This window comes from Niveispirillum fermenti (assembly GCF_048066175.1).
Classification (GTDB): domain Bacteria; phylum Pseudomonadota; class Alphaproteobacteria; order Azospirillales; family Azospirillaceae; genus Niveispirillum; species Niveispirillum fermenti.
Genome location: NZ_JBLTXA010000035.1, coordinates 25,086 through 40,233 on the forward strand (window position 1 = coordinate 25,086; position 15,148 = coordinate 40,233).

At 66.0% G+C, this 15,148-nt stretch carries 9 protein-coding genes and 3 pseudogenes; 6 read left to right on the forward strand and 6 right to left on the reverse strand.

The window, feature by feature from the left end; translation table 11 throughout:
- Positions 1 to 53 precede the first annotated feature (53 nt).
- Positions 54 to 578 (reverse strand): cupin domain-containing protein, encoded by a 525-nt coding sequence (locus ACM9LZ_RS21805; RefSeq protein ID WP_416621639.1) that lies wholly within the window; start codon positions 576 to 578, stop codon positions 54 to 56.
- 86 nt (positions 579 to 664) lie between these two features.
- A complete protein-coding gene (locus tag ACM9LZ_RS21810) occupies positions 665 to 1,885 on the reverse strand; it encodes an FAD-dependent oxidoreductase (RefSeq protein ID WP_416621640.1) in 1,221 nt (406 codons plus the stop codon).
- A 338-nt stretch (positions 1,886 to 2,223) separates the two neighbouring features.
- Here ACM9LZ_RS21810 and ACM9LZ_RS21815 point away from each other — a divergent pair, with 338 nt between their 5' ends.
- Complete coding sequence (locus tag ACM9LZ_RS21815) at positions 2,224 to 2,565, forward strand: non-heme iron oxygenase ferredoxin subunit (RefSeq protein WP_416621641.1); 342 nt, start codon at positions 2,224 to 2,226, stop codon at positions 2,563 to 2,565.
- Between the two features lie 110 nt (positions 2,566 to 2,675).
- Here ACM9LZ_RS21815 and ACM9LZ_RS21820 read toward each other — a convergent pair whose 3' ends face one another.
- Positions 2,676 to 4,478 carry a gamma-glutamyltransferase family protein gene (locus ACM9LZ_RS21820; RefSeq protein ID WP_416621642.1) on the reverse strand — a complete coding sequence of 601 codons (1,803 nt, stop codon included), beginning with the start codon at positions 4,476 to 4,478 and terminating at the stop codon, positions 2,676 to 2,678.
- Positions 4,479 to 4,637: 159 nt separating this feature from the next.
- Between ACM9LZ_RS21820 and ACM9LZ_RS21825 the strand changes: the two genes are divergently transcribed.
- Positions 4,638 to 5,627 carry a bile acid:sodium symporter family protein gene (locus ACM9LZ_RS21825; protein WP_416621643.1) on the forward strand — a complete coding sequence of 330 codons (990 nt, stop codon included), beginning with the start codon at positions 4,638 to 4,640 and terminating at the stop codon, positions 5,625 to 5,627.
- A 165-nt stretch (positions 5,628 to 5,792) separates the two neighbouring features.
- On the forward strand, positions 5,793 to 7,277 hold the full coding sequence (locus ACM9LZ_RS21830; protein ID WP_416621647.1) for an NAD-dependent succinate-semialdehyde dehydrogenase: 1,485 nt from the start codon (positions 5,793 to 5,795) through the stop codon (positions 7,275 to 7,277).
- A 58-nt stretch (positions 7,278 to 7,335) separates the two neighbouring features.
- Here the strand turns inward: ACM9LZ_RS21830 and ACM9LZ_RS21835 are convergent, their stop codons facing one another.
- Entirely contained in the window at positions 7,336 to 8,637 is a 1,302-nt protein-coding gene (locus ACM9LZ_RS21835) for an MFS transporter (RefSeq protein ID WP_416621644.1), read from the reverse strand.
- Positions 8,638 to 8,793: 156 nt separating this feature from the next.
- Positions 8,794 to 11,058: a TonB-dependent receptor gene (locus ACM9LZ_RS21840; protein ID WP_416621645.1), complete on the reverse strand. Its 2,265-nt coding sequence runs from the start codon at positions 11,056 to 11,058 to the stop codon at positions 8,794 to 8,796.
- Between the two features lie 217 nt (positions 11,059 to 11,275).
- Here ACM9LZ_RS21840 and ACM9LZ_RS21845 point away from each other — a divergent pair, with 217 nt between their 5' ends.
- Positions 11,276 to 12,898 (forward strand): tannase/feruloyl esterase family alpha/beta hydrolase, encoded by a 1,623-nt coding sequence (locus tag ACM9LZ_RS21845; RefSeq protein ID WP_416621646.1) that lies wholly within the window; start codon positions 11,276 to 11,278, stop codon positions 12,896 to 12,898.
- Between the two features lie 60 nt (positions 12,899 to 12,958).
- Here ACM9LZ_RS21845 and ACM9LZ_RS21850 read toward each other — a convergent pair.
- Positions 12,959 to 13,129, reverse strand: a pseudogene (locus ACM9LZ_RS21850) (IS110-like element ISCARN57 family transposase); the annotation flags it as partial.
- Positions 13,130 to 13,272: 143 nt separating this feature from the next.
- Between ACM9LZ_RS21850 and ACM9LZ_RS21855 the strand changes: the two are divergent.
- Both ACM9LZ_RS21855 and ACM9LZ_RS21860 read left to right on the forward strand, forming a co-directional pair.
- A pseudogene (locus tag ACM9LZ_RS21855) lies at positions 13,273 to 14,249 on the forward strand (IS3 family transposase); the annotation flags it as partial.
- Between the two features lie 58 nt (positions 14,250 to 14,307).
- Positions 14,308 to 15,148, forward strand: a pseudogene (locus ACM9LZ_RS21860) (IS256 family transposase); the annotation flags it as partial.

A 15,148-nucleotide genomic window follows, 5' to 3' on the forward strand; every position in this document is an offset into this window, starting at 1 on the left:
GGCCGTTCCCCCCGGCCACGGGCCGGGGAACCCGTCCACCCCGGCCGACTGCATCAGCCCAGATGCGCCTCGCGCCGGTCGAACAGCGACTGGTCGGCGAAGCCGGCGACATCGGGCCGGCCCCGCCCCAGCACGACCTGCAGGTAGCAGGGTTCGTCGGTATCGTTCTGATAGCCGTGGATGACCCCGGCGGGGCAGGAGATCATCTCCCACGGGCCCAGTTCACGCGACACGCGGGTGCCGGCCTCATCCTCGACAAAGACCGTGCAGCGGCCCTGCAGGATGAAGAACACCTCCTCCACCTCGTGCGTGTGGGGGGCGTTGCCCTGGCCGGGCGGCACCAGCATGATGGACAGCGTGAAATTATAGGCCGGCACGATGCCGGCATCATTGTGCTTGCCCGAGGCGCCGGCCCCGATGAACCGGTGCTGGGCGCGGTGATAGCCCTCGATATGGGCGTCGGAAAAGGCGTTCCAGTCGGGCACGCGGTCGCCGAAGCGGGCCACGAACCTGTCCATGATCTCTTCCAGCGAGGCGTTTTCCAGCTCGGGCGGGCGCGGATGGCGGGCGGTGCCCATGGGGTCTCTCCTGTGTCTTCATGACGCCGGCCGGCGGGGGCCGGCGGCCGGTACGGGGTTGGGGGCCTGGGGAAGGCGGTCCGGGGTCAGGCCGTGGCGTTGGCGTCGGCCAGGCTGTCGATCAGGCAGGCGCGGCGGATGAAGGCGTCGTGCCGCTCGGGGTCCAGCGAGGCGGCGCGGATCTCGGCCAGCTTGGCCCGGCGCTTTTCCGGGTCCTTCTCGCCAAGCGTCTGCTTGTTCTGGATGCTCTGCGCCTGGACATAGTCGGTCTGGGCCTTGCGGCGCTGACGGGTGTAACGGTCGAACAGGGCCGGCGCGTCGCCGCCCCGGAACCAGACCTCTTCCAGCTTGTCGGCCAGGTTGACGGCATCATGGATGCCGCCATTCATGCCCATGCCGCCCACGGGGTTGTTGACATGGGCCGCATCGCCGGCCAGCAGCACACGGCCCTGGTTGAAGGTGGCGGCCACACGCTGATGCACCTTGTAGAGCGCGACGGTCACGATTTCGTACCGGCCCGGCTGGGGGCAGAATTTCTGCAGCCGCGCCTCGATGGCGTCGGGTGACAGCAATTCCTCGTCGGTCTGTTCGGGCAGGGTCGGGCTGACGGCGCGCCACATGCCGTCGCCTTCCGGTCCCCGCGCCTTGAACAGGTTCATCCATTCATCGGGGTCGGAGAAATAGTTGCGGTTCGACAGGTCGCCGCGCAGGCCGAAGAAATCGAACCGCGTATCGACCTTCAGGAACCGTTCGGGCCAGGTGAAACCCTCAAACCCGATCTCGGCCAGCTTGCGGATGGTGCTGCGCCCGCCGTCGCAGCCGACCAGATACCGGCCCTCGATGATCTCCATCCCCTCCGGCCCGGACACCACGGCCCGCACCCGGTCGGACCGCTGCTCGATGGCCGTGACGCGGGTGGACATGCGGATATCGGCCCCGTCATCCCCCGCCAGACGCTTCAGCACCGTCTGCACGATCTTGTACTGTTCCCATTGCAGCACATAGGGATGGGCCGGGACATCGCGCATCTCGCGGATGTCGAACCGGCCCACCAGTTCGCCCGACACCCGGTCCAGGTAATGGAACACCGGCGAAACCAGCCCCTGTTCCAGCCCGTCGGGCAGCAGGCCCAGCTCATCCAGCATGGCCACCGTGGGCGGGTGGCAGGAGGCGGCCCGGCAATCGATTTCCGGTTCGGCCAGCGCCTCGATCAGGCAGACGGGGATGTGACGTCGCCGCAAGGCATAGGCCAGCACCGCCCCGATGGGGCCCGCGCCCACGATGATGACCCGATCCGTCGATTGCATGGGTTCCGCGTCCTTCCGTTCCACAAGGCCCGTTCCAGAGGCGCGCAGGATAACTTTTGTATGTTTGTATGACAAACACAAAATCAGGCAAACGGATAATACCCGATCCCGGTGAGTTGCATTCACCGGGATCGGGTACGGCGGCGACCGCCGCCGCGCCGCTCATGCGGCGTGCCCAAGCCCACGGATGGGGGCGCCGGCGATTGAGGCCGGCGATCGGTTGCGATCACCGGGACTTGGTGTAAGAGGGTAAATGGCTGGGACCCGTTGGCATTTTCCGTTGACGGCGGCGGTCATTTTGTATGATTGTATGACAGAATTTTTTTGACAGGGAACTGATGATGCTGACTGTTGCGGATGGGCGTATCCGGTTGTGCGGTACGGATGAGGTGGATCAGGGCGGGATGCTGCGGGTGGAGCCGCCGGGCATGGACCCGGTCCTGCTGTGCCGCACCGCCGACGGGTTCCACGCCGTCGATGATGAATGCACCCACGCCATCGCCTCGCTGTCGGAAGGCCGGCTGGAAGGCACCACCGTGTTCTGTCCCCTGCATGGCGGCAGCTTCGATATCTGCACGGGCAAGGCCCGGTCCCTGCCCTGCAAGCAGGCGCTGCGCACCTGGGCCGTGGCGGTCGATGGCGACGGCGTCTGGTTGCTGGCGAAGAAGAAGCGCGCCTGACCCCTGCCCGGCCGGCCCTGTTTGCGCCGGTCGCCCCCCGGCGGGCGGGCAGGCGGCCGGCCTTGCTGCGCCCGAGCCCCCGCCCCCAGCCCCATGTCACCGCCCCCGCGTCACCGCCCCACGGCATAGGCCTGCATCAGGCGGGGCGTGGCGGCGGCGCGCAGGGTGCCGTCGGGGTCGCGTTCGGCGGCGGTCAGCCGGCCGGCCGACCATTCCGGGGCGATTTCCACCTGATGGCCCCGGCGGCGCAGGTCGGCGATCGTGTCTTCCCCGAAACTGCGTTCCAGCACGGCCACGCCCAGCATGGCCTCCCGCGGGTAGAAGCTGGCCGGGAAATGCACACTGTGGAACAGGGGCATGTCGATGCCCTGCTGCAGGCCCAGCCCATGATGGATGCGGCGCAGCAGCAGGATAAGCTGCCACTGGTCCTGCTGGTCCCCGCCCGGCGTGCCGCAGATCAGCGACGGCCTTCCATCCTTCAGGGCCAGGGTGGGGGTCAGGGTGGTGCGCGGGCGCTTGCCCGGCGTCAGGCTGCCGGGCAGCCCTTCTTCCAGCCAGAACATCTGTGCCCGCGTGTTCAACGCGAAGCCCAGGCCGGGAATGGTCGGCGATGATTGCGGCCAGCCACCCGACGGCGTGGCCGACACCATGTTGCCGAACCGGTCGATGACATCCAGATGCACGGTGTCGCCCGGCTTCACCGTGGGTTTCAGATGGGCGCCCAGATGCGCCATGGTCGGCTCGCCGATGCCCAGCCCGCCGGCCGTGCTGCCGGCCATGCGCACGCCGGCCAGCATGCGGTCCACCTGCGCCCCAAATCCCGGCAGCCGGCCGGGCCGCAATTCATGCGACGCCATGTCCCCGATCAGCCCGCGCCGCGCCGCGCCATAGGACGGGTCCAGCAGCAGGCCCATGGGCACGTCGGCAAAATCCGGATCGCCGTAATAGGCTTCCCGGTCGGCAAAGGCCAGCTTCACCGCCTCCAGCACCAGATGGATGAAATCCGGATCGTTCGGCCCCATGGCCCCCAGGTCGAACCCGCGCAGGATGTCCAGTGCCTGCAGCAGGACGGGCCCCTGCCCCCATGGCCCCGTCTTGCACAGGGTCCAGCCATGGTAATCCAGCGTCACCGGCTTTTCATAGGTTGGCTGCCAGCCGGCCATGTCGTCGGCGGTCAGCAACCCCTTGTGCCGCCGGCCGCTGGCATCCATCAGCGCGTCCCGGGCCGCGAAATCGCCGATCGCCTCGGCCACGAAGCCCTTGTACCAGGCGTCATGGGCGCGGATGATCTGCTGTTCGCGGCTGCCGTCGCCCGCCTCCTTCAGGATGCGGCGCCAGGTGGCCGCCAGCACGGGATTGCGGAACAGGCTGTCGGGCTTCGGCGCCCGGCCGCCGGGCAGCCAGACGGGGACGGCGGTCGGCCATTCGGTGTGGAAGGCCTGTTCCAGATCGGCCAGCGCCCGCGACACGCCCGGCAGCAGCGGGTGCCCCGCCTCCAGATAATGGATGGCCGGTTCCAGCACATCGGCCAGCCGCAGGCTGCCATGATCCAGCAAAAGCCGCATCCAGGCCCCGAACGCCCCCGGCACCACCGCGGCGATCAGGCCCGACCCCGGCACCATGTCCAGCCCCAGGTCGCGGAATCGGGAGATGCTGGCCGCCGCCGGGGCCGTGCCCTGACCGCACAGCACCCCCACCTCCCCCGTTCCCGCCGCATGGAACAGGATCGGCACCTCCCCCGCCGGGCCGCACAGGTGCGGTTCCACCACCTGCAGGGCGAAGCCGGCGGCCACCGCGGCATCGAAGGCATTGCCACCACGCTCCAGCATCGCCATACCCACCTGCGACGCGATCCAGTGGGTGGAGGCGACGACGCCGAAGGTGCCGCGTATTTCCGGGCGGGTGGTGAACATGGGATAAGGTCCCCTGGCCGGGCATTATGGATGCCGGGTGAATGGTGTTGACGGCAACTTTGTATGACAATAATACCATTTAGCCAAGGAAAAGACGATCGGCGGGCCCCCGGTCCCGCACAGGAAGGGCCGGGTCGCCGGTCCCGCACAGGAAAGCCGATGATGAAGCGTTTTCTCACCAGTGTGATCGATCCGTTCCTGCTGGTCCTGCTGGCCACGGTCGGGCTTGCGGCCCTTCTGCCGGCGCAAGGGCAGGCGGCGGATATTCTGGACGTGGTGGCCGGCATCGCCATCGCCCTGCTGTTCTTCTTCCACGGGGCCAAGCTGTCGCGGGAAGCGATCCTGGCGGGGCTGGGCCATTGGCGGCTGCATCTGACGGTGCTGGGCTTCACCTTCGCCATCTTCCCCGTCCTGGGGCTGGGGGCGGGGTTCCTGGCCCCGGCCCTGATCTCCCCCGTCATCGCGGCGGGTGTCCTTTACCTGTGCCTGCTGCCCTCCACGGTGCAAAGCTCCATCGCCTTCGTGTCGATCGCGGGGGGCAATGTGCCGGCGGCCATCTGCTCGGCCTCGGCCTCCAACCTGCTGGGCATCTTCCTGACGCCGGTGCTGGTCGGGCTGCTGATGCACACGACGGGACAGGCCGGCGTGTCGCTGGATGCGCTGCGGTCGATCATCGTGCAATTGCTGGTGCCGTTCGTGGCGGGCCATCTGCTGCGGCCGCTGATCGGCGGGTTCGTGCAGAAGCACAAGCAGGTGATCTCCTATACCGACCGGGGGTCGATCCTGCTGGTGATCTATTCGGCCTTTTCCGCCGCCGTGGTGGAAGGGCTGTGGCACAAGGTCGATATCGGCGACATCGCCATGATCGTGGTGATCAGCAGTGTGATCCTGGGGATCGTGCTGTACCTGTCGGGCCTGGCCGGGCGCCTGTTCGGCTTCAGCCGGGAGGACCGGATCGTGCTGGTCTTCTGCGGGTCGAAGAAAAGCCTGGTGTCGGGCGTGCCCATGGCCAGCGTGCTGTTCCCCGTGGCGCAGGTCGGGCTGATCATCCTGCCCCTGATGATCTTCCATCAGATCCAGTTGATCATCTGCACCTGGCTGGCCGCGAAATACCGGCGGGAAGGCCTGGGGGAGGGCCAGGGCGACTGATCCCCGTTCCCTGCACATCAGACCTTCCGGCCCGTGCCGGCCCTGGTTTTCCGGCCCCCTCCGGCCCACCTGTTCCAGGATCGGATAAACGGCCCGCCGGGACTTTCCATCCGCCCGCATTGGGATAGGATGCGGCGGCCGGTATGGCATGGAAAGGGATGCATGATGGATCAGACGATACGCCCGTCATCGGGATTGCCCGGCCTGAAGGATGCCGGCCTGCTGCGTGACAAGGCGCTGATCGGCGGGCAATGGCTGGGATCGGACAGCGGCGCCACCCTGCCCGTCACCAACCCGGCCACCGGCGGGGAACTGGCCCGCGTGCCCGTGATGGGCGCGGACGAGACGGGGCGCGCCATCGATGCCGCCGCCGCCGCCCTGCCGGGCTGGCGCGCGCTGACGGCCAAGGAACGGGCGCAGAAGCTGTGGCGCTGGCACGACCTGATGCTGGAGGCGGCCGACGACCTTGCCCTGATCCTGACCCTGGAACAGGGCAAGTCCCTGGCCGAGGCCAAGGGCGAGATCACCTATGGCGCCAGCTTCATCAGCTGGTTTGCCGAGGAGGGCCGCCGCGCCTATGGCGACGTGATCCCGACCTACAAGGCGCAGGCCCGCCTGTTCGCCATCAAGCAGCCCGTGGGCGTGGTGGCGGCCATCACGCCCTGGAATTTCCCCAACGCCATGATCACGCGCAAGCTGGGCCCCGCACTGGCCGCCGGCTGTACCGTGGTGGTGAAACCGGCGGAGGCGACGCCCCTGTCGGCCCTGGCCCTGGGCGTGCTGGCCGAGCGGGCCGGCATCCCGGCGGGCGTCATCAATATCGTGACGGGCAAGGCATCGGCCATCGGCGGGGCCATGACGGCCTCGCCCATCGTGCGCAAGCTGTCCTTCACCGGGTCCACCCGCATCGGCAAGCTGCTGATGGAACAATGCGCCGGCACGGTGAAGCGCCTGTCGCTGGAACTGGGCGGCAACGCGCCCTTCATCGTGTTCGACGATGCCGACCTGGACGCCGCCGTGGCCGGGGCCATGGCCTCCAAATACCGCAATTCCGGCCAGACCTGCGTCTGTGCCAACCGGTTCTTCGTGCAGGACGGCATCCATGATGCCTTCGTGGAAAAGCTGACGGCGGCCGTGCGGGACCTGAAGGTCGGCGACGGGCGCGAGGCCGGCGTGAACCAGGGCCCCCTGATCAATGATGCCGCCGTGGTGAAGGTGGATGAACTGGTCCGCGACGCGCTGGACAAGGGGGCCGACGCCGTGACCGGCGGCAAGCCGCATGCGCTTGGCGGCTGCTTCTACGAGCCGACGGTGCTGACGGGCATCACGCCCGCCATGGATATCGCGCAGGAGGAAATCTTCGGCCCCGTCGCCGCCGTGCAGCGCTTCACCGACGAGGCGGAGGTGATCGCCCGCGCCAACGACACGCCCTTCGGCCTGGCCGCCTATTTCTACAGCCGCGATGTCGGCCGCATCTGGCGCGTCGCGGAGGGGCTGGAATATGGCATGGTCGGCATCAACGAGGGCCTGATCTCCACCGAGGTGGCACCCTTCGGCGGCGTCAAGGAAAGCGGCATGGGCCGCGAGGGCAGCCGCTATGGCATCGATGAATATATGGAAATCAAGTACATGAACCTGAACGTGGGGTGATGGCGCCGGCGTTGGGCCCTGATCATGACCTGTTGGTTCTGATCAGGGCCCTATGCCGCTACGTCACCGAAAGGGCGGCACCGCGGCGCTTTTCGGCATAGGGGCGCAGCAGGGCGACCAGGATGATGGCCATCAGGCAGATGGGCACGCCGAGCGCCAGCATGGAATTGTACGATCCCGTGCGGTCGAAGACGAAGCCGAACAGCGCCGGCCCGATGCCCATGCCCATCATCACGGCCCCGAACAGCACGCCGAAAATCTCCGCAAAGCTGCGCAGGCCGAAATAGCGGCTGGTCAGATAGGCCAGCATGTCCACTTCCGCCCCCAGGCTGCCCCCCAGCAGCACGGCCGACAGCATGAAGGCCCAGGTCGGCAGGTCCATGGCCAGCACGCCCAGCCCCACGGCCGACAGCGAAAAGAAGATGAAGGCGATCAGCCGCGCATCGTGCCGGTCGATCAGGAAGCCGATCAGCAGCCGCCCGCCAAAGGTGGCCAGCCCGAACAGCGAGGCGATCTGTGCCGCATCGCGCGTGGACAGGCCCCGGTCGGTCAACATGGGCACCAGATGCGGGATCAGCCCGTACAGCACGAAGGCCAGCGACACGAAGATGACGGCCAGGCTCCAGAAATCGCGCCGGGCGAGCGCCTGGCGCAGGCTGTCGCCCGCCGCGGCCGACGGGGTTCCGTCCGCCGCCCCGGCCCCCGCCGCCGTGCCCGCCGGCGCGCCGTCGGGCAGCAGGCCCATGGCGGCCGGGCTTTCCCGCAGCACCAGGAAGATCAGCGGCAGCGTGCCGCACAGCATGATCAGGCCCAGCCCGGCATAGCCCATGCGCCAGCCATACCCCGTCACCAGCCATTCGGTCAGCACGGGCACATAGGCGAAGCCCAGGCCCGTGCCGCTGCCGGCGATGCCGATGGCCAGCCCGCGCGACCGGTCGAACCAGGCCGCCAGCACACGCATATAGGGCACGCTGTTCGATCCCACGGCCAGCGTGCCCATGGCCACATAGATGGCGATGAACTGCCACAGCGCCGTGACCATGGTCAGCGCCAGAAGGCACAGGCCCATGATGGCCACCGACGGGATCAGCACGCGGCGGACCCCGACCTTGTCCACCAGCCGCCCGATCAGCGGCAGGGACAGGGCCGTGCAGATCATCATGATGGAGACGGCACCGCTGGTCTGGGTGCGGTCCCAGCCGAATTCCTGTTCCAGCGGGCCGATCATCAGCCCCAGCGAGGCCAGGCCGAAGGCCGCCGGCCCCGTGGAAATGCCAAAAAGGCTGACCAGCACGATCAGCCAGCCGAAGAAGGGTCGCCGCGGGCCGGTGGCCGCCGCGGCGCTGTTCTGTTCACCCATGGAAAGCCTGCCCCTTCATGCGTCGGACGGCCAATGGTGCAACGCCCGGCCCGCAGGGGCCAGGGCTGTTTCGCATCTGCGGCGGAGCCAAGCCAACGAATGTTGGCGCCGGCAATTGAGGGCCCCGATGCGTTTCGGCGCACCGGGGCCAGGCGGTCAGAAGGTGGTGGAGACGGTGGCGCCGATGGTGCGCGGCCGCGTCGTATAGACGCGATAGCCGTCACCCGTCACGCGCAGGCCAATTTCCGCCGCCTTGTCGGTCAGGTTGTCGACATAGAGGCTGGCATCCCAGGTGCCGAAGCGCGCACCGGCCCGCAGGCCCAGCAGCAGGTAATCATCCAGCCGCTGATAATTGGCGTTGGTGCTGTTGAACTCCGTGAAGGAGGCGCCGCGATAGCTGAAATTGCCGGTCAGATAGCCTTCGACCGTGTCGGACAGATCGGTTTCGTAGGTGACCTGACCGCCGAAGGACCAGCGCGGCGTATAGGGGATGCGGTCACCGTCGAAACCGGCCGCCGCCGACGTGGCCGGCAGATCCTCCGACAACTGGCTGTCGGTATAGGTGATGCCGAAATTGAACGACAATTCCGACGTGGCGCGGGCATTCACCTGGAATTCCACGCCGTTGACATAGCTTTTGCCGGCATTGGCGATATAGGCGAAGGTGCCGCCGGGATCGGTCACGGAAATCTGCTGTCCCGACCAGTCGATGCGATAGACCGACAGTTCGGCGAAGACCGAGCGGTCGAACAGATAGGATTTCACGCCGGCTTCGTAGTTCCACAGCGTGTCGGACGTGTAGCGGCCGGGCACCGTGACACCATACTGCGCCGCGCCATCGGCATCATTGGCGCCGCCCGGCCGGAAGCCGGACGCCACGCGGGCATAGAAGCTGACATCCTCGTTGGCGGTGTAGTTCAGCGCGAAATTATAGCTGATCTTGTCTTCCGAGGTGCTTTCATCCAGCGCCACGGCGGGGGTCGACTGCACGGGCGAGGTGGGGAAGCGCAGGCCCTGCGTCGTCACCTTGCGCTCGGCGATGTCGGCATTGTAGTAGCGGATGCCGGCCGTGGCCGTCAGCCCCTCCGTCAGGTCGTAATTCGCCTCCGTGAACAGGGCGTACTGATCGATGGACGTGGCGGAGGTGGCGGAGTTGATGTCATCCGTCGCCCGGCCGGCGGCCACGCAATCCAGATGGAAGCGGCAGCGGGCCATGCCCGTGACCGGATCGGCCACCAGGGCGGCGCTGATGCTGTCGGCCCGCTGTTCGGCATAGAAACCGCCGGCCACGACCTGGAACGGCCCGTCGAAGGAAGAGGCAAAGCGCAGTTCCGACGACCAGTTGGTCAGGTCCTGTGCCTGATGGTAATCCAGCAGCGCCGGAATGCCAAAGCGCCGCGCCGTCGGCGAACTGTCGCGCGCCAGGAAGAAATTGCGGTCCAGATAGGAGGTGGTGGCCGTGATCGTGCCGAAATCGAGTTCATAGTCGATGACGGCGCTGTACAGGTCGGTATTGTCGTTGAAGGGCTGCAGCGTGTCAGCCTCGGCAATATAGGGGCCGGCCGAGTAATCGTAATATTGCGTGCCGTCGACCTTGATCTGCTGGTGCAGGGCCGTCAGCAGGATGGACAGCCGGTCCGTCGGTTCGGCCCGCAGGGTGAAGCGGCCGCCCCACACTTCCTGATCGTTGGTGTTGCGCAGGTTGCGCGTGGTGCTGACCTGATCGATATAGCCGCCGCCCGTATCGCCCCAGACCACGGCGCGGGCCGCCAGCTTGTCTTCCACCAGCGGCGCGTTCAGCACGGCCTCGCCCTGGTAGAAGCCGTTGCCGCCCTTCACCCCGGCGCCCGACACGGTGATCTTGCCGGAAACCTCGTCCATCTGCGGCTTGTTGGTGATGATGCGCACCGTGCCGCTCATCGAACTGGCGCCGAACAGGGTGCCCTGCGGCCCCTTCAGCACCTCGACGCGCTCCACATCATGCATTTGAATGTTCGGCTGATTATCCGAGCCGCCATCCAATCCAAGGCCCGTGATAACGGTTTCGTCATAATATAGGCCGACAGTAGGTTTGCCGGCCGACGAAATGCCACGCACGATGATCTGGTTGTCACCGGCGCCACGGTTGTTGATCTGGATGGAGGGGTTCAGGCGGGAGAAGCTTTCCAGGCTGAAGGCCTGGCTTTTTTCGATGCTGTCGCCGGTGACGGCGGCGATGGCGATGGGGGTGTCCTTGTTGGTCGTGGCCCGCTTCGTGGCGGTGACGATGATTTCCTCAAGAACGAGCCCCGAGCCGCCATCCTGCGCCAGGGCCGGCAGCGGGGCCGCCAATGCCGCGATCGCGAGCAGGCCGCCGCAGCGGAGAAGTTGGGCGCGCAGCGGCGCCCGGCAATTGGCGCGGGGGGCCAATGTGGTATTCATACCCGTGTCTCCTTGACTCCAAGCCTCTGTTTTATCGCGAATTTTATTTATTCGTTCTGCATACCGTGTGCAGTATGCAGCATTTCCTCGCCTCGTCAATCTGTATGATGTATGACAAACTGACTTGCCGCAAGCATTGTTGCGTCGCGGCATCATCGGGCGGCCGAAAAATTCGCAAGTGCCGTCCAAACCGACCTCGGAACAGGGGGAAAAGGGCATGAAAGGCTTTACGATCGGGCTGATCCGCGCGGCAGGGGTGCTGGCGCTGTTGTCGGCCCCGCCGGCGGTGCTGGCGGCACAGACGGGGGCAGGACAGAACGGCGCGGTGCCGGCCGTGGCCACGGCCGGCGGCACGCATGCGGCGGCCATGGCCTGCGCGGACCTGGGCCGGGCGGATTTCACGAAGCTGCCGGAATTTCCCACGGCCATCCTGTCGGCCCGGCTGGTCGCGGCCGACGGGGCCATGGCGGAACATTGCGCCGTCACCGGCACCATCCAGCCACAGATCCAGTTCGAGATCAGGCTGCCGACGCAGGCCTGGAACGGCCGCTATTTCCAGGTGGGCTGCGGCGGCTTCTGCGGCGTGATCAACATCCAGAACTGTGCCGACGCGCAGGCCGCGAACTATGTCGTCGCCGCCCACAATATGGGCCATGTCGGCATGGTGACGAAGGACCCGGTCTGGGGCGCGAACCAGGCCCTGCGGGAGGATTTCGCGGGCCGGTCCACCCATGCCATGGCCGTGGTGGGCAAGGCCATCGCCACGCGCTTCTATGATGCGGCCCCGGCATTTGCCTATTTCCGCGGCTGTTCCACGGGCGGGCGCGAGGGGTTGACCCTGGCGCAGCGCTATCCGGGGGATTTCGACGGCATCATCGCCGGCGATCCGGCCTTTGCCGGCCGGCTGGGTGCCATCGCCAACAATTGGGATGCGCGTTACCTGCTGCGCGACGACGGGTCGGAGGTCTTCACCCGCGACAAGCTGAAACGGCTGTCCGACGCCGTGCTGGCCGCCTGTGACGACAAGGACGGGTTGCAGGACGGCATCATCATGGACCCGCGCGTCTGCCGGTTCGACCCGGCCAGCCTGGCCTGTCCGGCGGCACAGGACGGGGCCGACTGCCTGACGGGCGAGCAGGTGCATGCGGCACAGATGCTGTACCAGGGGCCGCGCAATGCACAGGGCCGCTCGCTGATGCCGGGCGCCACGCCGTTCGGCAGCGAGCTGTCATGGTCGGGCGCTGGCCGCCGCGCCCTGGCGGAAGGCTATCTGCGCTATCTGGCCTTCGCGGAGAACCCGCCGGCCGATTACAATTACCGCAGCTTCGATTTCGACCGCGACATCGCGGCGGTGGCGGCGCAGGCCGCCCTCTATGATCCCGTCGCCCCCGGTCAGGCCCCCGATCTGTCGGGCTTCGCGGCGGCGGGCGGCAAGCTGATGATCTATCATGGCTGGGCCGATGCCGGCGTGTCGCCCATGGCGCTGCTGGACTATCACGCCCATGTCGTGGCCCGCGCCGGCGGTCCGGAGAAGGCCCGCGACTGGATGCGCGTCTTCATGGTGCCCGGCATGTTCCATTGCCGCGGCGGCGACGCGCCCAACAGCTTCGACATGCTGCCCGATCTGGTGGCCTGGGTGGAACAGGGCAAGGCGCCCGACCGTATCCTGGCCACCCAGCGCGACGGCGACCGCATCGTGCGCACCCGCCCGCTATTCCCCTATCCCGCCGTCGCGACCTATACGGGCCGCGGCGACGTGAATGACGCCGCCAACTGGAAACCCGTCTCCCCCCGCCAGTATCCCGACGACCGGATCGACTGGATCTGGGCGCCGCGGTGACCCCTCCCCCGCCCGCGCGCACGGATGTGGGCGCCGGCGCTTGAGATACCGTGTTGGGTGTCAAGCGGGTTGGAAGGGTTTTCGGGTTTTCAGGACGCCATAGGCAATGACGAGTAGCTTTCTGGCGACGGCGACCAGTATGGCTTTGGGGGCCTTGCCATTTTCCTTGAGCCTGTCGGCGAAGGCCTTCAGGACGGGGTTGTGGCGTCTGGCGGACAGGGCGCACATATAGAGCATCGCGCCTTTAATCGGACGCATACCCGGCGGCCTTGAGGTAATTCCAGCATTCGTCTGGGTCATAGAGGTCGCATATGGACTTGCCCTGGAAAAGTGGAGAGCCATCACCCTAAAATTCGGGATTGATGGAGGATTTGATGGTTCGGGTAAAACAGGACAAGATCACGGCGGCCTTTAGGCAGGATGCGCTTCGTATTTTGTCGACAAGCGGTCGGACGGTGGCCGAAGTGGCCGCCGATCTTGGGATTGGGAAATCGACACTGCAGCGATGGAAGTCGGACGCGACGGAGATGGAACTTTTGTCTGGACCCCATCCGGACGTGGAGAAGGAACTGGCACGGCTTCGGCTTGAGAACAAGATTCTGCGTCAAGAGCGGGATTTATTAAAAAACGCGGCGGCCTTCTTCGCCCGGGAGACAAGTCGATGATCTACCGGCTCATCGATGCGAAGAAGGCGACAATACCGGTTGGTCGGAGCTGTCGTTTATTGGGCGTGAGCAGTTCTGGCTATTATGCCTGGAAGCGGCGGAAGCCCAGTCTTCGGCAATATGCGGATATGATACTGCTGGCGCATATCCGTCAGCACTTTGCGCTGTCGCATGAGACATATGGTAGCCCGCGTATGCATGCAGAGTTGAAGGCTGCCGGTCTGTCCTGCGGACGACACCGGATTGCCCGGCTGATGCGGGATAATGGACTGAAAGCGTTGATGAAACGGCGCTATAAGAAGACAACCGACAGCACCCATGGCGGGCCTGTGGCTCCCAACTTGCTGGATCAGGATTTCAGCGCCGAGGGTCCGAACCAGAAATGGGGCGTCGATATTTCGTACATTTGGACGGCGGAAGGCTGGCTGTACCTGGCCGTGGTCATCGACCTCTACTCCCGCCGGGTAGTCGGCTGGGCGGTCAGCGATCGAATGAAGAAAGATCTGGCCATAACAGCTTTACAGCACGCCATCGCCACGCGCAGACCAAAGCCCGGCCTGATCCACCATTCGGACAGGGGAAGCCAATATTGTTCTGATGAGTATCAGAAAATCCTGAAAGCCCATGGCATGCAGATTTCCATGAGCGGCAAAGGAAATTGCTATGACAACTCCATGGTGGAGACGGGGACTATCGGGAATTTCGTGCTCGGCTGGGCCATAGTGATGCGAAAGGAGCTTCACGATGGCACGACGCAAGGACCCTGTTATCCCCGACGCGCTTCTGGACCAGTTGCTGGCTGGCGGCGACGCGAAGGCAGCTTTTGACCAGAACGGCCTGCTTGATCAGTTGAAGAAGGCGCTGGCGGAGCGTGTGCTGAAGGCGGAGATGGATCACCATCTTGCCGGCGACGAGAGCGGCAACCACCGCAACGGCTATGGCCGCAAGACGGTGTTGACGGATACGGGGGCAGTGGAACTGTCGGTCCCGCGTGACCGGGCCTCGACATTTGATCCGCAGTTGATCGGCAAGTATCAGCGCCGGTTTCCCGGGTTCGACGAGAGCGAAGAGTATCAGAAAACGATCCAGTGGATCGTTTTCCCGATGAGCCATCTCGATGTATGCGCGGGGTATGTCGACACGGGAAATCACCGGCCATCTGCGGGAACTGTATGGGATCGAGGTGTCTGCGGACCTGATCTCGGCGGTGACGGACGCGGTGCTGGATGAGGTGGCGGCTTGGCAGATCCGGCCGCTGGAAGCCGTTTACCCGCTGGTTTTCCTGGACGCGCTGCGGGTCAAGATCCGGGACGAAAGTCTGGTGCGCAACAAGGCGATCCACATCGCCATCGGGGTACGGGCGGATGGCACCAAGGAGGTGCTTGGCCTGTGGATCGAACAGAACGAGGGGGCGAAATTCTGGCTGCGGGTTCTGAACGAACTGAAGAACCGGGGCGTGGAGGACATCCTGCTGGCCGTGGTTGACGGGCTGAAGGGCTTTCCGGAGGCCATCGCCGCCGCCTTCCCGGAGACGAGCGTGCAGACCTGCATCGTCCATCTGCTGCGCCACAGCATGGAATTCGCG